Annotated in this window: 18 protein-coding genes, 3 tRNA genes and 2 pseudogenes; 4 read left to right on the top strand and 19 right to left on the bottom strand. The window is 64.8% G+C overall.

The annotated features are described in order from the left end of the window. Position 1 precedes the first annotated feature (1 nt). Positions 2-985 (top strand): acrylyl-CoA reductase (NADPH), encoded by a 984-nt coding sequence (gene acuI / locus KF707C_RS13900; RefSeq protein ID WP_004421730.1) that lies wholly within the window; start codon positions 2-4, stop codon positions 983-985. Between the two features lie 60 nt (positions 986-1045). On the opposite strand, the gene KF707C_RS13895 is transcribed toward acuI, so the two are convergent. Continuing rightward, positions 1046-1987 (bottom strand): LysR family transcriptional regulator, encoded by a 942-nt coding sequence (locus KF707C_RS13895; RefSeq protein ID WP_004421731.1) that lies wholly within the window; start codon positions 1985-1987, stop codon positions 1046-1048. Positions 1988-2122: 135 nt separating this feature from the next. Between KF707C_RS13895 and KF707C_RS13890 the strand changes: the two genes are divergently transcribed. Together KF707C_RS13890 and KF707C_RS13885 are read left to right on the top strand one after the other, a co-directional pair. Then, on the top strand, positions 2123-2860 hold the full coding sequence (locus KF707C_RS13890) for an SDR family NAD(P)-dependent oxidoreductase (protein ID WP_004421734.1): 738 nt from the start codon (positions 2123-2125) through the stop codon (positions 2858-2860). A 13-nt stretch (positions 2861-2873) separates the two neighbouring features. Further along, entirely contained in the window at positions 2874-3080 is a 207-nt protein-coding gene (locus KF707C_RS13885) for a tautomerase family protein (protein WP_004421735.1), read from the top strand. A 60-nt stretch (positions 3081-3140) separates the two neighbouring features. On the opposite strand, the gene KF707C_RS13880 is transcribed toward KF707C_RS13885, so the two are convergent. The 9 genes from KF707C_RS13880 to gorA all read right to left on the bottom strand — a co-directional run bounded on the left by KF707C_RS13880 (position 3141) and on the right by gorA (position 12190). Beyond that, a complete protein-coding gene (locus tag KF707C_RS13880) occupies positions 3141-4310 on the bottom strand; it encodes an iron-containing alcohol dehydrogenase (protein ID WP_004421737.1) in 1170 nt (389 codons plus the stop codon). A gap of 8 nt (positions 4311-4318) precedes the next feature. Next, positions 4319-5707 carry an aldehyde dehydrogenase family protein gene (locus KF707C_RS13875; protein ID WP_004421738.1) on the bottom strand — a complete coding sequence of 463 codons (1389 nt, stop codon included), beginning with the start codon at positions 5705-5707 and terminating at the stop codon, positions 4319-4321. 56 nt (positions 5708-5763) lie between these two features. Continuing rightward, entirely contained in the window at positions 5764-6816 is a 1053-nt protein-coding gene (locus tag KF707C_RS13870) for a TRAP transporter substrate-binding protein (protein WP_004421740.1), read from the bottom strand. A 156-nt stretch (positions 6817-6972) separates the two neighbouring features. Next, on the bottom strand, positions 6973-8304 hold the full coding sequence (locus KF707C_RS13865; RefSeq protein ID WP_004421742.1) for a TRAP transporter large permease: 1332 nt from the start codon (positions 8302-8304) through the stop codon (positions 6973-6975). Then, positions 8301-8810, bottom strand: coding sequence for a TRAP transporter small permease subunit (locus tag KF707C_RS13860; RefSeq protein ID WP_004421745.1), 510 nt, complete (start codon positions 8808-8810; stop codon positions 8301-8303). Before KF707C_RS13860 ends, KF707C_RS13865 begins: the two co-directional genes overlap by 4 nt. Positions 8811-8907: 97 nt before the next feature. Continuing rightward, positions 8908-9717 carry a dienelactone hydrolase family protein gene (locus KF707C_RS13855; protein ID WP_036992965.1) on the bottom strand — a complete coding sequence of 270 codons (810 nt, stop codon included), beginning with the start codon at positions 9715-9717 and terminating at the stop codon, positions 8908-8910. A gap of 100 nt (positions 9718-9817) precedes the next feature. Beyond that, on the bottom strand, positions 9818-10198 hold the full coding sequence (locus KF707C_RS13850; RefSeq protein WP_004421749.1) for a VOC family protein: 381 nt from the start codon (positions 10196-10198) through the stop codon (positions 9818-9820). 4 nt (positions 10199-10202) lie between these two features. Further along, positions 10203-10826 carry a trimeric intracellular cation channel family protein gene (locus KF707C_RS13845; RefSeq protein WP_004421751.1) on the bottom strand — a complete coding sequence of 208 codons (624 nt, stop codon included), beginning with the start codon at positions 10824-10826 and terminating at the stop codon, positions 10203-10205. Positions 10827-10831: 5 nt separating this feature from the next. After that, the gene (gene gorA / locus KF707C_RS13840; protein WP_004421752.1) at positions 10832-12190 is read right to left on the bottom strand and encodes a glutathione-disulfide reductase; all 1359 of its coding nucleotides are present in this window, start codon (positions 12188-12190) and stop codon (positions 10832-10834) included. A gap of 94 nt (positions 12191-12284) precedes the next feature. Between gorA and KF707C_RS13835 the strand changes: the two genes are divergently transcribed. After that, the gene (locus tag KF707C_RS13835) at positions 12285-12707 is read left to right on the top strand and encodes a VOC family protein (RefSeq protein WP_036993036.1); all 423 of its coding nucleotides are present in this window, start codon (positions 12285-12287) and stop codon (positions 12705-12707) included. Positions 12708-12772: 65 nt separating this feature from the next. Here the strand turns inward: KF707C_RS13835 and galU are convergent, their stop codons facing one another. The 9 genes and pseudogenes from galU to gacA all read right to left on the bottom strand — a co-directional run. After that, a complete protein-coding gene (gene galU, locus KF707C_RS13830; RefSeq protein WP_004421756.1) occupies positions 12773-13612 on the bottom strand; it encodes a UTP--glucose-1-phosphate uridylyltransferase GalU in 840 nt (279 codons plus the stop codon). Positions 13613-13661: 49 nt separating this feature from the next. Then, positions 13662-15023: a UDP-glucose dehydrogenase family protein gene (locus tag KF707C_RS13825; RefSeq protein ID WP_004421757.1), complete on the bottom strand. Its 1362-nt coding sequence runs from the start codon at positions 15021-15023 to the stop codon at positions 13662-13664. Between the two features lie 96 nt (positions 15024-15119). After that, positions 15120-15404 carry a hypothetical protein gene (locus tag KF707C_RS13820; protein ID WP_004421759.1) on the bottom strand — a complete coding sequence of 95 codons (285 nt, stop codon included), beginning with the start codon at positions 15402-15404 and terminating at the stop codon, positions 15120-15122. 544 nt (positions 15405-15948) lie between these two features. Next, a tRNA-Leu gene (locus KF707C_RS13815) sits at positions 15949-16034 on the bottom strand. 183 nt (positions 16035-16217) lie between these two features. Next, positions 16218-16291 (bottom strand) — tRNA-Cys (locus KF707C_RS13810). Positions 16292-16325: 34 nt separating this feature from the next. After that, positions 16326-16401, bottom strand: a tRNA-Gly gene (locus tag KF707C_RS13805). Positions 16402-16482: 81 nt separating this feature from the next. Next, positions 16483-17043, bottom strand: a complete 561-nt coding sequence (gene pgsA / locus KF707C_RS13800) for a CDP-diacylglycerol--glycerol-3-phosphate 3-phosphatidyltransferase (protein ID WP_004421762.1) — start codon at positions 17041-17043, stop codon at positions 16483-16485. Between the two features lie 32 nt (positions 17044-17075). Then, positions 17076-18080: pseudogene (locus KF707C_RS13795) on the bottom strand (excinuclease ABC subunit UvrC); the annotation flags it as partial. Beyond that, positions 18081-18293, bottom strand: a pseudogene (gacA, locus tag KF707C_RS30235) (response regulator transcription factor GacA); the annotation flags it as partial. Between the last annotated feature and the right edge of the window lie 437 nt (positions 18294-18730).

Raw genomic sequence — 18730 nt, 5'->3', positions numbered from 1 at the left:
GATGTTCGACGCAATCCTGATCGAGAAGGACGAGGCCGGCTACCGTGCCCGAACCACCCAGCTGGAGGAGGCGCAACTCCCCGAAGGCGATGTCACCGTCCGGGTGGCCTACAGCACCCTGAATTACAAGGACGGCCTGGCGATCACCGGCAAGAGCCCTGTGGTGCGGCAGTTTCCCATGGTGCCCGGCATCGACCTGGCCGGCACCGTGGAGTCCAGCAGCCACCCGGATTACAAGGCCGGCGATGCGGTGCTGCTCAACGGCTGGGGCGTTGGCGAGACCCACTGGGGAGGGCTGGCTCAGAAGGCCCGTCTCAACGGCGACTGGTTGATCCCCCTGCCCAGCGCCTTCAGCGCCCGCCAGGCCATGGCCATCGGCACCGCCGGCTACACCGCCATGCTCTGCCTGCTGGCCCTGGAGCGCCATGGCCTGCGGCCCGGCCAGGGTGACGTGCTGGTGACCGGCGCCAACGGCGGTGTCGGCAGCTTCGCCATCGCGCTTCTCGCCCGCCTCGGCTACCGCGTGGTGGCCGCCACCGGCCGCCCGCAGGAGGCGGATTACCTGAAGGGCCTCGGCGCCGCCGAGATCATCGATCGCCACGAGCTCTCCGAACCCGGCCGTCCCCTGGGAAAGGAGCGCTGGGTCGCCGCCATCGACTCTGTGGGCAGCCATACCCTGGCCAATGTCTGCGCCGGCCTTCGCGCCGACGGTGCCGTGGCCGCCTGCGGCCTGGCCCAGGGCATGGACCTCCCGGCCAGCGTCGCGCCCTTCATCCTGCGTGGTGTCAGCCTGCTGGGGATCAACAGCGTCACCCGCCCCCGCGCCGAGCGCATCCAGGCCTGGGACCGCCTGGCCCGCGACCTGGACATTGCCCAGCTGGAGACCATCACCCGCGAGATCGGCCTGGGCGACGCCATCGCCACGGCCCATGAGCTGCTTGCCGGCCAGGTGCGTGGCCGCGTGGTGGTGAATCTCGACGCCTGAGGCGGCGCAATTCCGGCCCGGCGGCTCGCGAAACCGCGCCAGCGTGCCGGAGCCGCCCCCTCAGGTAATGCTCGGATCGGCGGGCCGCCAACCCTCCCGCCGTTCCATCAGGAAATCCACGAACGCCCGCAGGCGCAGGGGGACATGGCGGTTCTGCGGATAGAGCAAGGTGAAGGGCCGCGAACGCCCGCCATAGTCCTGCAACACCTCCACCAGGCTGCCCTCGGCCAGCTCCTTCTCGACGATGAAGCGGTAGGTCTGGAAGAGTCCGGCGCCATGCCGGGCCAGGGTCACGCCCCCCATGACCACATCATCGGTGATCACGTAGCTGCCCTCGGCCAGGACCTCCCGCTCGCGCCCCTGCTCATTGAACAGCCAGGCGATGCGCCGACCGCTGCTGGGCAACTCGAACTGGATGCACTCATGCCGGGCCAGGTCCTCCAGCGTGCGCGGCGTGCCCATCCGGCCCAGGTAGTCCGGGGTGGCGATGACCACCAATGCGGCGTCCTCCAGATGACGGGCGATCAGGGTCGAGTCGGGCTGGGCCCTCACCCGGATGGCCATGTCGTAGCCCTCGGCGGCAAAGTCGATATTGCGGTTGCTGAGGTGCACCTCGATCTTCACCTGGGGGTAGCGCCGGCGGAATTCCGGCAGGAGCGGCAGCACGCGGAAATGACCGTAGACCGTCGGGATGCTGATGCGCAGGACTCCAGCGGGTTCCTGCTGCTGGCCCATCACCGAGCGCTCCGCCTCCACCAGCTGGGTCAATGCCTGGCGGCACTCCTCGTAGTAGCTGCGGCCGCTTTCGGTCAGGCGGATGCTGCGCGTGGTGCGGGAAAACAGCCGCACCCCCAGGCGCGCTTCCAGGCGCCCGATTGAGCGGCTCACCGCCGCCGGCGTGACGCCCGCCACCTGGGCCGCAGCGGTGAAACCGCCCTCCTCGGCGGCCAGGCAGAACAGCTCGATGCTGCCCAGCAGGATGTCGTCGAACTGACGCTTCATGATTCATTACACTAGGTATCAACTGAAGTACTGGACAGCTTATTTATCCGCTGTGTGAGCACAAATATAGTCGGTCCCAACAGAGAGGCGCCCTCTGGGACATTCGAACCCGTTCAGCCATCGAGGATCATCGACATGAACCCAAACAGCAGAACCGTCGTCGTCACCGGCGCCTCCAGCGGTATCGGACTCGGCCTGGCAAAAGCCTACCTGGACCAGGGCTTCAACGTGGTCGGCTCGGCCCGCAACGCGGAACGCCTGGCGGCCGCCGCCGAGGAGCTTGGCAACCCCGAGAACTTCATCGGCGTGGCTGGCGACATCGGCCAGAGCGGCACCGCCACGCGCCTCATCGAAACCGCCGTCGAGCGTTTCGGGCAGGTGGACGTGCTGGTGAACAACGCCGGCATCTTCGTGCCCAGCCCCTTCACCGAGTACAGCGAGGAGGACCTGGACGCGATGCTCGCCACCAACCTCAAGGGCGTGGTCTATGCCTCACAGGCGGCCGCGCGGCACATGATCCCCCGTCGTCGCGGCCATATCGTCAACATCACCGCATCGGTCGGCCTGCAGCCCAACCGTGACGTGCCGGCCTCGCTGCCGACGCTGATCAAGGGCGGCCTGAACCAGTTCACCCGCGCGCTGGCGCTGGAGCTGTCGCCCCACGACATCCGGGTCAACGCCGTGGCTCCCGGCATCATCGAAACCCCGATGCACGACCCGGGCGCCCGCGAGTTCCTCAACGGCCTGCAACCGGTGGGCTACATCGGCCGGGTCCAGGACATCGCCGATGCGGTGCTGTACCTGACCCACTCCGGCTTCACCACAGGCGCCGTGCTGCCGGTAGACGGCGGCATGAGCACCGGGACCTGGTAAGGAGGACGACGACATGCCCTTCGTCAGCGTACGCATCACCCGCGACGGCGTGACCCGCGAACAGAAAGCCCAGGTCATCGCCGAAATCACCGACACCCTGCAACGGGTACTGGGCAAGCGCCCGGACCTGACCCATATCGTGATCGAGGAAGTGGATACCGATAACTGGGGCTACAAGGGGATCACCACCACCGAGTACCGTCAGCGGAACCCTGGATGATCCGGGGCTTCGCGCCCCTTGCCCGAGCGACCGCAAGGCCGCCCGGGCTTTCTGCCGGGCCTAGAGCCGCCCCTCCAGCGCATGCTGGAAAATCCGGCTGTACTGCGCGGCATCGAAGGGAATCGGGTTGGTACCGGCCGAGGGGTCGACTTCCGCCATGCGTCCCACCTGCTCGACCCGGGCGCCGTCTATGCCGATTTCCGCGAGGCTGTGGGGGATGCCCAGGCCGGCGCGCAGGTCCAGTACCCAGTCCAGCACCGCACCGAAGCCCGCTTGCGGCAGCCCCAGGTAACGCGCCAGTCGCTCCATCGGCGCCTCGATGCTGGCGCGGTTGGCCTGCAGCACAAAGGGCATCAGCACCGCATTGAGCAGTCCGTGATGGGCGTCGTAGAGCGCCCCGAGCGGATGGGCCAGGGCGTGCATGCCGCCCAGGCCCCGCTGGAAGGCCGTCGCGCCCATGCTGGAGGCCACCAGCATCTGCAGCCGCGCCTCGACATCGCCACCGTCCGCGCAGGCCCGGGGCAGGAAATCCTTCACCAGGCGCATGCCTTCCAGTGCGATGCCCTCGGCCATGGGGTGGTAAAGCGGTGAGCAGAAGGCTTCCAGGCTATGGGACAGCGCATCCATCCCGGTGGCCGCGGTGAGCGTGCGCGGCAGGCCCAAGGTGAGCTCCGGGTCGAGAAGGACGATGGCCGGCAGCATCCGTGCGTGAAAGATGATGCGCTTGAGCCGGGCCTGGTCGTCCGTGATGACCGCCGCCCGCCCCACCTCGGAGCCGGTGCCCGCCGTGGTGGGCACCGCGACCACCGGCGCCATGCCGGCCACCTTCACCCGGCTGGCGTTGTCCCCCACGTCCTCGAAATCCCAGAGGGGACGGTCCTGGCCCACCATCAGCGCGATGGCCTTGCCGGCGTCCAGCGCCGAGCCGCCGCCGAAGGCGATCACCCCGTCGTGCCCTCCCGACCAAAAGGCCTCGACGCCGTCCATGACGTTGGTCCCGGTGGGATTGCCCTTGATCCGATGGAACAGGCCGGCCTGGAGCCCGGCATCGCGGCAGCGCGCCAGCGCCGCATCGATCATCGGCAACCCGGACAGGCCCGGGTCGGTCACCAGCAGCGGTGCGGCCATGCCGAGTTCACGGCAGGCGCTGGCCAGCTCGGCGATCCGGCCGACACCGACCCGCACCGAGGTGGGGTAGTTCCAGTTCATGCGGAAGTGACTGGGTTCCATGGCGTACCTCAGGGGACGGTCTTGAAGTGGAAGGACTTGGGCCGGGTCAGGTGTTCGTAGCCCACCCGCGACAGGGTGCAGCCGCGACCGGAGTGTTTCACGCCGGTCCAGGCCAGCGCCGGGTCCAGGTAGTCGCACCGGTTGAGGAAGACGGTACCGGCCTCGACCCTGTCCGCCAGGCCAAGGGCGGCGGCCTCGTCCTGGCTGAAGATGGCGGCGGTGAGGCCATAGGGACTGTCGTTCATGAGGGCCAGCGCTTCCTCGTCGTCGCGCACTCGCTGGATCCCCACCACGGGACCGAAGGATTCCTCACGCATGACCCGCATGCCGTGATGCACCCCGGTGAGCACCTGGGGCGCCAGGTAGGCGCTGCCCGGCCGATCGAGGCCGAAGGCTGCCGGATCAAGGTGGGCGCGGGCGCCCTGCTCCACCGCCTCGCGGGTCTGCCCACGGACGAAGTCCGCGGCCTCGGCGCGTACCAGCGGTCCCAGCGTGGTTTCCGGGTCGTCGGAGCGCCCCAGGCGGTACTGACTCACCAGGGCGACGGCCTGCTCGACGAATGCGTCGTACAGGTCCGCATGCACGTAGATCCGCTCGATGCCGCAGCAGGACTGGCCGGAGTTGAAGAAAGCGCCGTCGACGGCGGTTTCCACGGCGTGGCCGAGGTTGGCGTCGGCCCGTACATAGGCCGGGTCCTTTCCGCCCAGTTCCAGCCCGGCACTGATGAAGCGCCCGGCGGCGGCCCGCTCCACCATGGTCCCGCCGGCCACGGAGCCGGTGAAGGCGACATGGCGCACGGAATCGGCCTGGATCAGGCGCTCGGTGTCGCCATGGCTCAGGTGCAGGTACTGGAAGACGCCGCTCGGCAGGCCGGCTTCGACGAAGGCCTCCACCATGCGTTCGGCACAGAGCGGCGTCTGCGCCGAATGCTTGAGCAGCACGCAGTTCCCGGCGAGCAACGCGGGGACGACGGCGTTCACCGCAGTCAGGTAGGGGTAGTTCCAGGGCGCGATGACCAGCGCCAGCCCCAGCGGCTCGCGGCGGATCATCCGCATGAAGCCGGGCTTTTCGGGGAGCCGGATATCGGCCAGCGCGGATTCGGCGATGTCAGCCATGTAGCTGGCGCGCTCGACGAAGCCGCGAATCTCCCCGGGCGCATAGCGGATCGGCCGGCCCATCATCCAGCAGAGTTCCTCCGCCAATGCGGTCTCGCGCTGCGCGAAGGCGGCGATGGCACGCCGGGCGATGGCGACCCGCTCGGCCACCGGCGTGGCTTTCCAGGGCCCGCGCGCCCGTTCGGCACGCTCAAGGGCGGCGGCGATCTCGGCGGCGACCGCCAGGGGACGCTCGACGTATGTGGAGCCGTCGATGGGCGAAATGCAATGCAACAGGTCCATGGTTCGGTCCTTGTGCTCGAACGCCTGGCCCGCACAGGCGGGCCAGGCCAGGCGACTCAATAACGGTAGGGCGGGCCGGCCTTTTCCATCAGCGCGTTGTACTGCTTGAAGATCTCCACGACCTTGGCGCAGCGAGGGCTGGTCTTGGCGATCTCGTCCCAGAACTTGTGCGCTTCGGCCTCCACGGTCTTCCACTCTTCGGCGGGAATGGAGGTGAGCTTCAGCTTGGTGCCCTCCACCCGCAGCTTGGCCTCACCGCCCCAGTACCAGTGCTGGCGGTAGTAGTGGGAGCTGTCCATGCACAGGCGGAAGAGCACCTTGAGGTGCTCCGGCACTTCGGCCCAGCGCTCGGAGTTGGCGAAGTAGGAGCCGATCCAGGCGCCGGAGATATTGTTGGTGAGGAAGTACTTGGTGACGTTGGCCCAGCCCACCGTGTAGTCCTCGGTGATCCCCGACCAGGCGATGCCATCCAGCTCGCCCGTCTGCACGGCGACTTCCACGTCTTCCCAAGGCAGCGTGACCGGAATCACGCCGAAGCGGGCCAGGAACTTGCCTGCCGTGGGGAAGGTGAATACCCGCTTGCCCTTCAGGTCCGCCAGGCTGCGGATGGGCTCGACCGTGGCGAAGTTGCAGGGATCCCAGGAACCGGCGCCCAGCCAGGTCACGCCTTTCACTTCGGCATAGGCCTCTTCCCAGATCGCGTTGAGGCCCCACTGGTGAAACAGGGTCGGCACGTCCAGGCTGTAGCGGGTGGCGAAGGGGAAGTAGCCCCCGAACACCGCGACGTCCACGGGGGCCGCGATGGAGTCGTCATCGCTCTGCACCGCGTCGATGGTGCCCTTCTGCATGGCGCGGAACAGCTCGCCGGTGGGCACCAGCTGGTCGGCGAAGTAGAGCTGGATTTCCATCTCGCCATTGGCGGCCTTGTTGAAGGCGTCGATGGAGGGTTTGATCACGTGCTCGGCCAGGGCCGGCCCCGCGTAGGTCTGCAGGCGCCAGGTGATCTTCTTGCCGGACTGTGCGTGGACGAAGGGGGCGCCGAGGGTGGTCGCCCCCACCGCGCCGGTGGCGACGGCGGCCCCCTTGAGGAAGGTGCGTCTGGTACTCATGGTTACCTCCAGGAATGTGGATGGGGTGACTGGCACCCGCCCAACACCGCACCGCCACTGGCGGCGCGGCTTTCTCAGGTCGGCATCTGGCCCTGCGTTACTCCACCCATTCCCGTGCGCCGCTACGACATTGCGCACCTTGCCGTTCCTGACGAACTAGCTCCCCACGCCGTAGTGCCACTGGGGCAGCCAGAGGGCGATCTGGGGAAAGATCATCACCACTGCGAGGGTGATGATCATGATCACGACGAAGGGCCCCACGGAGCGGTAGATATCGCCCAGGGTCACTTCCGGGGGCGCCATGGCCCGCATGAGAAACAGGTTGTAGCCGAATGGCGGGGTCATGTAGGCCATCTGGCAGGTGATGGTGTAGAGCACGCCATACCAGACCAGGTCGAAGCCCAGGGCGCCCACCAGGGGTACGTAGAGCGGCGCGACTATCACCAGCATGGCGGTGTCGTCGAGGAACATGCCCATGATGATGAAGGACATCTGCATCAGGACGAGGATCTGCCAGGGACTCAGCCCCATCTGCTGCACGAACAGCCCCTCGATGGCCTTGACGGCACCGAGGCCGTCGAACACCGCGCCGAAGCACAGGGCGGCCAGGATGATCCACATGAACATGCAGGTGATGCCGAGGGTCTTGCGCAAGGTCTCCTCGAGCACATGGCGGGTCAGCCGGCCCTGGAACAGGGCCGCGAGGGTCGCCGCCAGGGCGCCGACCGCCGAACTCTCCACCAGGCTGGTGTAGCCCATCAGGAAGAGGCCGGTCATGGCCAGGAAGATGAACAGGGGCACCAGGCCCGCACGAAGCAGGCGGAAACGTTCGCCCCAGGTGATCTGCGCCCGTTCGACCGAGTCCAGCGGCGGGCCAAGGCGCGGCTGCAGGCGGCAGCGAATGACCACGTAGAGGATGAACAGCGTGGCCATCAGGAGCCCGGGGAACACTCCGGCCAGCCATAACTGCCCCACCGGCTGGCGAGCGATCATGCCGTAGAGCACCAGCACGACGCTGGGCGGGATCAGGATGCCGAGCGTGCTGCCGGCCTGGATCACGCCGGTGACCATGATCTTGTCGTAGCCCCTGCGCAGCAGTTCCGGCAAGGCGATGGTGGCGCCGATGGCCATGCCGGCGACGCTGAGCCCGTTCATGGCGGAGATGACCACCATCAGCAGGATGGTGCCGATGGCCAGGCCGCCATGCAGGGGTCCCATCCAGACATGGAACATGCGATAGAGGTCGTCGGCGATGCGCGACTCCGACAGCATGTAGCCCATGAAGACGAACATCGGCAGGGTCAGGAGGGGGTACCACTTCATCAGCTTCATGGCGGCGCTGAAGGCCATCTCCGAACCACCTTCGCCCCACAGCGCGAGGGCCGCCGCCGCCGCGACGAAGCCGATGGCGCCGAACACCCGCTTGCCGGTCAGCAGGAGCAGCATCATGGAACTGAACATCAGCAGGGCGATGAGCTCGTAGCTCATGGGAACTCCCTGCCCAGGATCAGCCCCAGGTCGCGAAAGAAGTTGGCGATGGCCTGGAGCATCATCAGCAGGATGCCGACGGTCATCACCACCTTGATCGGGGCCATCTGCGGCGACCAGGACGAGTAGCTGGTCTCCTTGTACTCGAGGGCGTACTGGGTGGACGAGAAGCCGCCGTAGAGCAGCATCACCAGGTAGAACAGCAGGAAGCCCGCTGTGAGCACGTCGATCAGCGCCCGGGAGCGAAGGCTGAAGCGGGAGTAGATGAGGTCCATGCGGACGTGGGCGTCCAGCTGCATCGAATAGGCGCCGCCCAGTAGGAAGTAGGCGACCATGAGGAACTGGGCGGACTCCAGGGTCCAGATGGAAGGCTGGAAGAAGGCCTTGGAGATCGAGGAGTACAGCAGGACGGCGAGCATCGCGAAGATCAGGTACATGGTGAAGCGGCCAACCACGCGGTTAAGCCCTTCCACTGCCCTGATGTAGGCGCCCATGGCATTGAACATGCCCAACCCCTGCGAACGTTGCCGTCCTCGAAACTCTAGTCGATGGACGGCGAATGCCAAGGCAGCCCGCGCCGTTCGAAGGCCGCCCGGCCAGGTGTCACGGCTGCGGGAAGACCTCCTTGAACAGGGCCTGCATATCGGCCCAGGCGTTCTCGTCCGCCACCTGGCTGTAGCCCAGGTCAGGTCCCTTCTCGTCGCCATGGCCGGCATGGCTCAGGCGATCGGCGTCGGGATTGGTGAAGCTGTGCTTGGCGTTGGGCTGGATCACCACGCGGTAGTCGGCCTTGGCCTGGTCGAACTCGGCCTTGAAGGCATTCACCGCACTGGCGGGCACCAGGCTGTCCTTGCCACCGTGTTCCACCAGGACCTTGGCCTTGACGCTGCCGGGGGTGGCCGGCGTGGTGGTGGCCAGTGCGCCATGAAAGCTCACCACCGCGGCCAGGGGCACGCCCTGGCGCGCCATGTCCAGGACCACCTTGCCGCCAAAGCAGTAGCCAATGGCGGCGAGGCGGTCCGGGTCGGTCTGGGGCTGGGCCTTGAGCAGTTCGAGCCCGGCGAGGAAGCGCGCCTTCGCGGCGGGCGCACTGGCCAGCGCGGCCTGCATGAAGGCCTGGGCATCGGCCGGGTGCTCGGTGTTCTTGCCGTCGCCGTACATGTCGATGGCCAGCGCGCTGTAGCCGAGGGCGGCGAGGTCACGGGCGCGGCGCTTGGCGTAGTCGTTCAGGCCCCACCATTCATGGACGACCACCACGCCGGGGCGTTTGCCGGCCAGCGCATCGTCGTAGGCGTGGTAGCCGATCAGGGCGGTTCCATCGGGGGCCTTGTAGGGAATCTCGCGGGTCATGATCTCCGCGTGGGCAAGGCCCGCGCCGGCAAGCAGCGCGAGCAGCAGGGCGACTCTGTTCATGGGCGTACTCCGGCCTGGGCAATGGAAGGCGGCTGCAACCAGTGTTGCGTGTTTGCCGGATTTCGCCAGCGCCCCTGATGAATCGCCCCGGGGTGGAGCGCTAGTCCGGGTACCGGCTGACCTCGATCAGGTTGCCGTCCGGGTCGCGGAAATACACGGACTCGATGGGACCCAGTGCGCCCGTGCGCATCACCGGCCCCTCCTCCACCTCGACACCCTGCTCCGCCAGGTGCTCCAGCACCCGTTCCAGGGGCCATCGCGTGATCAGGCAAAGGTCGATGGCGCCGGGCAAGGGATGAGCCGCCTTCGGCTCGAACTCCTGGCCGGCCTGGTGAAGGTTGAACTTCTGTTGGCCGAACGCGAGGGCGTGTCGACCGTTGCCGAAGGTTTCGTGGCGCATCCCCAACACCCGCTGGTAGAAGTCCAGGGTGCGGGCAATGTCCGCGACGGTGAGGACCAGATGGTCCAGGCGTTCGAGCATGGCGTCAGTCCCGGTCGAGGAGGTGGAAACGCGGCAGCGAGAGTTTCCAGTGGATGGCGGCCAGGCGGATCAGCAGCACCACCAGCATCGCCATCGAGGTTCCCAGCCAGCCCGGCACAGCGATTTCCCGCAGGCCGATGAACACCAGGGAGCCGGCGATGCAGGCGATGGCGTAGATCTCTTTCTGGAAGATCAGCGGCACCTCGTTGCAGATGATGTCGCGCATCACCCCGCCGCCCACGCCGGTGATCACGCCCATGATCACTGCGGTGCCGGGCTGCAGGCCGTGCTGCAGCGCGACTTCGGTGCCGTAGACGGAGAACACGGCAAGACCGAAGGCGTCGGCCAGGAGCAATCCGGTTTCGTTGATGGGACGGGTCAGGCGTACCCAGATCACCGTGCCCACGGCCGCCAGGGAGGCGACCAGGATGTAGGTGTCATCGCGAATCCAGCTGACCGGGTGGTTGCCGAGGATCACGTCGCGCAGGGTACCGCCGCCCAGGGCGGTGATGACGGCGATCACCAGCACCCCGAACAGGTCCATGGATTTGCGCCCGGCCATGAGCGCGCCGGTGATGGCGAAGACCGCCACGCCAAACAGGTCGGATAGGTAGAAGAGTTGTTCCATTCAGGTCAGGCACCGACCGGGGTACGCAGGGTCACAAATTCCTCGGCGGCGGTGGGATGCACGCCGATGGTCTCGTCGAAGATGCGCTTGGTGGCACCGGCCTTGAGCGCGACCGCCAGCCCCTGGATGATCTCGCCGGCTTCCGGGCCGACCATGTGGCAGCCCAGGACGCGGTCGGACTCGGCGTCGACCACCAGTTTCATCAGGGTGCGCTCCTGGTTTTCGGTGAGGGTCAGCTTCATCGGCCGGAAGCGGCTTTCGAAGATCCGGACCTTGTGGCCCCGAGCACGGGCCTGCTGCTCGGTCAGGCCCACTGTGCCTATGTTGGGCAGGCTGAAAACAGCGGTGGGAATGCCGTCGTAGTCCACCGGACGGTACTCCTCCGGCTTGAACAGGCGGCGCGCCACCGCCATGCCTTCAGCCAGCGCCACCGGGGTGAGCTGCACGCGGCCGATCACGTCGCCGAGCGCGAGGATCGAGGGTTCGGAGGTCTGGAAAAGGTCGCTCACCTTGATGAAGCCGCGCTCGTCCAGCTCGACGCCGGTGTTCTCCAGGCCCAGGTTATCGAGCATCGGACGACGGCCGGTGGCGTAGAAGACGCAGTCGGTTTCCAGGTGGCGGCCATCCTTGAGCGTGGCCAGGAGGCTGCCATCGGGCTGTTTGTCGATGCGGGCGATATCGGCGTTGAACTGCAGGTCCATGCCCTTCTTCGACAGCTCGTCCCGCAGGTGGACGCGCACGGCGTCGTCGAAGCCCCGCAGGAAGAGTTCGCGCCGATAGAGCAACGACGTCCGGGCGCCCAGGCCCTGGAAGATGGACGCGAACTCCACGGCGATATAGCCGCCGCCCACCACCAGTACGCGCTTGGGCAGCTGCTCGAGGAAGAAGGCCTCGTTGGAGCTGATGGCCAGCTCACGGCCCGGGATGTCCGGTATCTGCGGCCAGCCGCCAGTGGCGATGAGGATGTTCCTGGCCGTGCAGCGTTGGCCGGCCACCTCGACGCTGTTCGGGTCCAGCAGTCGGGCGTGGCCTTCCAGCAGCGTGACGCCGCTGTTCACCAGCAGGTTGCGGTAGATGCCGTTGAGACGATGGATCTCGCGGTTCTTGTTGGCGATCAGCGTGGGCCAGCTGAAATTCGCCTCGCCCAGGGACCAGCCGAAGCCACTGGCCTGCTCGAAGTCCTCGGAGAAATGGGCACCGTAGACCAGCAGCTTCTTCGGCACGCAGCCGACGTTCACGCAGGTGCCGCCCAGGTAGCGGCTTTCGGCGATCGCCACGCGCGCCCCGAATCCGGCCGCGAAGCGCGCCGCACGTACACCGCCGGAACCGGCACCTATGACGAAAAGGTCGAAGTCGTAATCCATGGCAAGCCTCCAGAAACAAGCCGCCAGCATACCGGAAGATATGCACCTGACCAGTTGCCGGGCCTATCCTGAAAGCATCGAACAGGAGACGACCATGCGCCCTACCCTCACCCACGTGGCCCTGCATGTACCGGAGCTGGAGCCCTGCGTCCGTTTCTACGAAACCTTCTGCGGCATGCGGGTGATCCACGAGCGCGCCGCCAAGGGTTCGAAGATCGTCTGGATGGCGGAGCCGGGCAAGGAACACAGTTTCATCTTCGTCATCATGCCCGGCGGCCAGGACCGCAACCTGGCGCCCACCGACTACAGCCATTTCGGCTTCGCCGTGGATAGCCGCGAGCAGGTGGACGACATCGCCCGCCGCGCCGAAGCGACGGGGTGCCTGATCTGGGCCCCCAGGGACGAGCCCTATCCGGTGGGCTACTACTGTGGGCTCAAGGACCCGGCGGGAAACTACGTGGAGTTCAGTTACGGCCAGCCATTGGGACCGGGATCGGAGGCGATGCCGATCCCATGATCCGGAAATGACCTGACTGAAAACGAACAGGCCGCCCGAAGGCGGCCTGTTCGCAGCAATGGCGATCAGTACGCCTTGCCGGTCTTGTAGAGGTTTTCGAAGCAGTAATTGGTGGCCTCGATGTAGCCTTCGGCTCCGCCGCAGTCGAATCGCTTGCCCTTGAACTTGTAGGCCAGCACGCAGCCATCCTGGGCCTGCTTCATCAGGGCGTCGGTGATCTGGATCTCGCCACCCTTGCCCGGCTCGGTTTCCTCGATGAGCTTGAAGATGTCCGGCGTCAGGATGTAACGGCCGATGATGGCCAGGTTGGATGGCGCGTCCTCCGGCTTGGGCTTCTCCACCATGCTGTTCACGCGGAAGATGTCGTCACGGATCATCTCGCCGGCAATGACGCCGTACTTGGAGGTCTCCTCGCGGGGCACTTCCTGGATGGCGACGATGGAGCAGCGGAACTGGTTGTACAGCTTGACCATCTGGGTCAGGACACCGTCACCGGCCAGGTTCAGGCACAGGTCGTCCGCCAGTACGACGGCGAAGGGTTCGTCGCCGATCAGCGGCCGTCCACTGAGGATGGCGTGGCCCAGCCCCTTCATCTCCACCTGGCGGGTGTAGGAGAAGCTGCACTCGTCGATCAGGCGACGGATGCCGACCAGGTACTTCTCCTTGTCGGTGCCCTTGATCTGGTGCTCCAGCTCGTAGCTGATGTCGAAATGGTCTTCGAGGGCGCGTTTGCCGCGGCCGGTGACGATGGAGATCTCGTTGAGACCGGCGTCCAGGGCCTCTTCAACGCCATACTGAATCAGTGGCTTGTTCACCACCGGCAGCATTTCCTTGGGCATCGCCTTGGTGGCCGGCAGGAAGCGGGTACCGTAACCAGCAGCGGGGAACAGGCATTTCTTGATCATTTCAAACCTTGGGAAGGTGGGTGTGGTGGCAATTTGGCGCGCAGTCTAATCACGCCGCAGTCGCCTTACAATGGCCCCTCTGGGGCCGTCCGACGCCCCGATAGACGAACCCTGACTCCACCAGTTGTTCCGGCTCGTAGAGATTGCGTCCATCGAAGATCACGGGCATGCGCATGAGACCACGAATTCGCTCGAAGTTCGGCTGCCGGAATTGCTTCCATTCGGTTACCAGGACCAGGGCGTCGGCGCCGTCCGTGACCTCGTAGGGGGAGTCATCCAGTCGCAACTGCCCGGTCTCCACCGCCCGGGGAAAGCGCGCCGCCACCCCGGCGTTGGCCACCGGGTCATGGGCACGGACCCTCGCTCCGGCCTGCAACAGGGCCTCCAGCAGCACCAGGCTCGGCGCCTCGCGCAAGTCATCCGTTCCCGGCTTGAACGCCAGCCCCCAGAGTGCGATCACCCTGCCCTTCAGGAATCCGTTGAAGTGCTCCCGCACGGACTGGTACAGGAGGGTTTTCTGCAAGGCATTGCGCGCCTCTACGGCACGCAGGATGCCCGGCTCGATCCCCTCCTGCTCAGCCGTTCGGATCAGCGCGCGTACATCCTTGGGAAAGCAGGAACCGCCATAGCCACAACCCGCGTAGATGAAATGGGTACCGATGCGCTTGTCACTGCCCACGCCGCGCCGCACTTCCTCGATGTCCACCTCGAGGCGAGCGCAGATGCCCGCCATCTCGTTCATGAAGGAAATCTTGGTGGCCAGAAAGGCATTGGCGGCATATTTGGTGAATTCCGCCGCACGCAGCCCCATGACCAGCAACCGGTCGTGGTTGCGCAGGAACGGCGCGTACAGGCGCCGCAGGCACTCGGCGGCCTCCGGACTCTCGCAGCCAATGACGACCCGATCCGGGCGCATGAAGTCCTCGATGGCCGAACCTTCCTTGAGAAACTCGGGGTTACTTGCCACCTCCACCCGGAAACCGAGCCCCCGCGCAGCCAGTCCGCTGTGGATCCGGTCCGCGACACGCTCCGCGGTGCCCACGGGGACCGTGGACTTGTCCACCACCAGGCAGGGCCGCTTCAGGCCGGCGCCCAGCTCTTCGGCGACTTCGAGGACATGGGAAAGATCAGCCGAGCCATCCTCGCCGCTGGGCGTGCCCACGGCGATGAAGATGACATCTGCGCGGTCGATCCCCTCCGCCAACGACGCGGTAAAGCCCAGTCGTCCTGCCGCAACCTGGTCCTGGAGCATGGATTCCAGGCCTGGCTCGTAGAGCGGCGCTTGCCCCTTGGCCAGACGTGCGAGGCGAAACGGATCGCGCTCCACGCACATCACCTGATTCCCCATCTCGGCGAAGCAGGTCGCCGTCACCAATCCCACGTATCCCGCACCGATCACGCACAGTCGCATGGCTGGAACCTCCACTTCGATAAGCGGATTCCATCCAAGCGCCATGGCAAGCGCGTGACGCCGGCATGACGAAAAAAAGTAATGGGAAAGTAGCGGTCAGGATTCCTGGGGAAGCACGTTGAGTTCCATCTCCACCAGGGGCTCCGCACTCTCGTACGGAACGGGCAGATCGCTGTACGCGGCCAGGGACTCCCAGTGCTGATCGAGCCCCGCGCCAATGAAGGCCAGGTGATCGATCATGCGCCGGCCCGCGCTCTTAACCGCCGGGTCGTCACTGCGCATCATCTCGAAGGACATTTCGCTCATCGCCGCCGTCAGGTGCGTGAGACTTCGGGTGGTCAGGCTGAGCAAGCGCACCAGATCCTGATCTTTCGATTCCATTCGTTTCCTCTCCTGCGCCTGGGTCGCCCAGGCGTTTTCAACGCACGCTCAAGACGACTGTGGATTTCAGTCTTAGTCCTGCCAATCATGCGAAAGGTTCTACAACATCCCCCGTTCTGTCCTAGGACGTGGGACGACAAATCATATAGGAAAGCCAATCCCCTAGAAATCGCCCTCAAAGAAAAGGGCCCGCACAAGGCGAGCCCCAGGAGAAATTTGAAGTAGGTGGCCGGTGCTGGTTTCCGGCTTACAAGGTTTCTCAGGCATCTGACAGCAGCCCATCACGGCTCCTGCTTCACACGGCATAAGGGCTGGATCTCATCGCGGGAGATCTTTCTAACCGTGTACCCTTCGGAACGCGCCCCACGTTTCCTTGCTATCCGCTTGCGCATCAGTCTGCGTATCCACCTACTGAATCTCAGGCTAGCAAAGGTTCGTGCAAGGAATTAGATCGATTGCTTCCGAGAAGAACCCTTGCTGGAACCCCCAGGTTGCCTAACCAGGAATTTTTCGAGAAGGGATGCGCAAGGTATTGATATTGAAATGGTGCCCGGAGCGGGACTCGAACCCGCAAGCCCAAAGGGCGAAGCATTTTAAGTGCTCTGCGTATACCGATTTCGCCATCCGGGCAGGAGGGGCATATGGTGCAGGGCGCTGATTTAAGCCCAAATAAAATTCTGAATCAATCACTTAGGCATGATTCAACGCCCTTCTCGTTCCCAACGGCCACAGGCGAGCGGTTGGCATCTGGAGCAACTTATTCAAGCCCATGAAAAAAGCCCCGTAGACTTTTGATCTACGGGGCTTTTTAGATGGAGGCCGAAGTCGGAATCGAACCGGCGTACACGGATTTGCAATCCGCTGCATGACCACTCTGCCATCCGGCCTTACAACAACCCCAGAGAGGTCATCGCGTGAAACTGGAGCGGGAAACGAGACTCGAACTCGCGACCCCGACCTTGGCAAGGTCGTGCTCTACCAACTGAGCTATTCCCGCGTCGTCTTCGGTTTGCGCTGAAGACGGGCGCCATTCTATAGCAACAAGAACAGCCGTCAACCCCTTGATTCAAAAAAACTTTTATTTTTCTTGCGGGTCTGGCCGCAGGTGCGGCCAGGCGGCCAGGAGGTAGTGCAGCATCGACCAGAGGGTCAGTGCCGCTGCCAGGATCAGCAGGAAATAACCCAGCCCCACCCAGAAATTGATAAGCGGCGGATTGGCCAGGAGGATCACCAGGGCCAGCATCTGGGCGGCCGTCTTCCACTTTCCAAGATTGGACACCGCTACATGCGCACGGGCGCCCAGTTCAGCCATCCACTCTCGCAACGCGGAGACCACGATCTCACGCCCGATGATGATGGCTGCTGGCAGCGTCAACCACAGGTTGTGATGCTCCTCCACCAGCAACACCAGGGCCACCGCCACCATCAGCTTGTCCGCGACCGGGTCGAGGAAGGCACCGAATGGCGTGCTCTGCTGCCAACGACGGGCGAGATAGCCATCGAACCAGTCGGTGACCGCTGCAATGGCGAAGACCACGCTGGCAGCCAGGTAGCTCCAGGAAAACGGCAGGTAGAAGAGGAATATGAAAACGGGGATGAGCAGTACGCGCAGAACAGTGAGCAGGTTAGGAATATTCATCGCTACGGCTGGGTCTGAGGGAAGGCGGCATTCTACTCGCTGTGCAAGGCGGCATAAATCGACTCCGCCAGCTTTTTACTGATGCCCGGTGCTTTGGCAATTTCTTCGATACTGGCCCTGCTCAACTCCTGCAACCCACCGAAATGCTTGAGCAGCTCGCGACGACGCTTGGGCCCTACCCCGGCCACCTCTTCCAGGCTGGATGTACGACGCGCCTTTCCGCGACGCGCCCGATGGCCGGTGATCGCAAATCGGTGCGCTTCGTCGCGGATCTGCTGGATCAGGTGCAGAGCGGGAGAGTCCGCCGGCAAGGTGAACTCATGGGCGGCATCGTTGAGATAGAGCGTCTCGAAGCCTGGCTTGCGGGTCACACCCTTGGCCACCCCAAGCAGAATGAGTTCTGGCACCGCCAGCTCCTCCAGGACCTCCTGCGCCATAGCCAGCTGTCCTTTGCCGCCGTCCACCAGCAGGACGTCGGGCAACTTGCCCTCACCATCTTTGAGTTTGCTGAAACGACGGGTCAATGCCTGATGCATCGCCGCGTAGTCATCGCCCGCCGTGACGCCTTCGATGTTGTAGCGGCGATAGTCCGACTTCAGCGGACCCTCCGGACCGAATACAACGCAGGAGGCCACGGTCGCCTCGCCGCTGGAGTGACTGATGTCATAGCACTCCAGCCGCTGAGGTGCCTCGTCCAGGCCAAGCGCCTCCGCCAGCGCATCGAAACGGGCAGCCGTGTGTTGGCGATTCGCCAGCCGCGCGGCCAGCGCCTGCTCCGCATTGGTGACGGCCAACTGCTGCCAGCGCGCCCGGGTGGCCCTTACGCTATGGCTGATGCTGATTTCCCGCCCGCGCAGCTCCGCGATCGCGGCCACGAGGGTGGGAAAATCCTCATGGGTGGTGTTCACGATCAGCTCCGAAGGCAGATCGCGCTCCTGGTTTCCGAGGTAGTACTGGCCTATGAAGGCGGAAAGGATGTCCCCTGCCTCCTCCTCGATGGCCACCTGGGGAAAGAAGTTCTTGCTGCCCAGCACACGACGCAACAGTTTGCGTGTCGCTTCCAACCCTCCGATGCCTGGCATCTTCACATCCATCAGCACCACATCGGGCTTGAGCTCTCGAGCCTTCTTCAAGGCCTCTTCGCCACTGTCGGCCTGCCCCACCACCTGCAAGCCATCGACGTCGGCCAGCATGCGGGTGATCCCCATTCGTACCAGATCGTGGTCATCGACCACCAGCACCCTAATCAAGCGACACCTCTCTGTGCATCGCGCGCCACCGCAGCAGCAGGCATGTTCATCAAATGAGGCTCACATTATCAAATGACCGGGGAATGACCTAGCGCGAGTTGTTCGAGACGTCAAAGTAACAGCGTCAAACGATCCGACAGAAATGCAATGCCCCAGAACCCCAGGAACCGCTGACGATGTATGGCGCGATAGTCTGCACGAGGCACCACGAGGTGATGCTTAGGAAACAGCGCGGAAGAAACCGAGGACACGGCAGAGATTTCGGAGCGGCCTTACCTGCATTGAAGCAGCATCTGGCAAGGTTACTCGGAGCCCCTTGGCCAGCCCATCCCCTCAGACATGACTGCCGGGTTATCAAGTAACAACCCTGAGAGAGACCCGCCACGAATCTCACGCGCAGCCCTTGCAGACACACATTGGATATGACAATGACCGCG

The organism is Pseudomonas furukawaii (genome assembly GCF_002355475.1).
In the GTDB taxonomy this organism is placed as follows: domain Bacteria; phylum Pseudomonadota; class Gammaproteobacteria; order Pseudomonadales; family Pseudomonadaceae; genus Metapseudomonas; species Metapseudomonas furukawaii.
Note: the sequence above shows the minus strand (reverse complement) of the source record. Positions and strands in the feature narration are given on the sequence as shown.

Excerpts from the sequence above, each read along its gene's own strand:
- acuI (WP_004421730.1), top strand. The coding sequence starts at position 2 with ATGTTCGACGCAATCCTGATCGAGAAGGACGAGGCCGGCTACCGTGCC.
- KF707C_RS13895 (WP_004421731.1), bottom strand. The coding sequence starts at position 1,987 with ATGAAGCGTCAGTTCGACGACATCCTGCTGGGCAGCATCGAGCTGTTC.
- KF707C_RS13890 (WP_004421734.1), top strand. The coding sequence starts at position 2,123 with ATGAACCCAAACAGCAGAACCGTCGTCGTCACCGGCGCCTCCAGCGGT.
- KF707C_RS13885 (WP_004421735.1), top strand. The coding sequence starts at position 2,874 with ATGCCCTTCGTCAGCGTACGCATCACCCGCGACGGCGTGACCCGCGAA.
- KF707C_RS13880 (WP_004421737.1), bottom strand. The coding sequence starts at position 4,310 with ATGGAACCCAGTCACTTCCGCATGAACTGGAACTACCCCACCTCGGTG.
- KF707C_RS13875 (WP_004421738.1), bottom strand. The coding sequence starts at position 5,707 with ATGGACCTGTTGCATTGCATTTCGCCCATCGACGGCTCCACATACGTC.
- KF707C_RS13870 (WP_004421740.1), bottom strand. The coding sequence starts at position 6,816 with ATGAGTACCAGACGCACCTTCCTCAAGGGGGCCGCCGTCGCCACCGGC.
- KF707C_RS13865 (WP_004421742.1), bottom strand. The coding sequence starts at position 8,304 with ATGAGCTACGAGCTCATCGCCCTGCTGATGTTCAGTTCCATGATGCTG.
- KF707C_RS13860 (WP_004421745.1), bottom strand. The coding sequence starts at position 8,810 with ATGTTCAATGCCATGGGCGCCTACATCAGGGCAGTGGAAGGGCTTAAC.
- KF707C_RS13855 (WP_036992965.1), bottom strand. The coding sequence starts at position 9,717 with ATGAACAGAGTCGCCCTGCTGCTCGCGCTGCTTGCCGGCGCGGGCCTT.
- KF707C_RS13850 (WP_004421749.1), bottom strand. The coding sequence starts at position 10,198 with ATGCTCGAACGCCTGGACCATCTGGTCCTCACCGTCGCGGACATTGCC.
- KF707C_RS13845 (WP_004421751.1), bottom strand. The coding sequence starts at position 10,826 with ATGGAACAACTCTTCTACCTATCCGACCTGTTTGGCGTGGCGGTCTTC.
- gorA (WP_004421752.1), bottom strand. The coding sequence starts at position 12,190 with ATGGATTACGACTTCGACCTTTTCGTCATAGGTGCCGGTTCCGGCGGT.
- KF707C_RS13835 (WP_036993036.1), top strand. The coding sequence starts at position 12,285 with ATGCGCCCTACCCTCACCCACGTGGCCCTGCATGTACCGGAGCTGGAG.
- galU (WP_004421756.1), bottom strand. The coding sequence starts at position 13,612 with ATGATCAAGAAATGCCTGTTCCCCGCTGCTGGTTACGGTACCCGCTTC.
- KF707C_RS13825 (WP_004421757.1), bottom strand. The coding sequence starts at position 15,023 with ATGCGACTGTGCGTGATCGGTGCGGGATACGTGGGATTGGTGACGGCG.
- KF707C_RS13820 (WP_004421759.1), bottom strand. The coding sequence starts at position 15,404 with ATGGAATCGAAAGATCAGGATCTGGTGCGCTTGCTCAGCCTGACCACC.
- pgsA (WP_004421762.1), bottom strand. The coding sequence starts at position 17,043 with ATGAATATTCCTAACCTGCTCACTGTTCTGCGCGTACTGCTCATCCCC.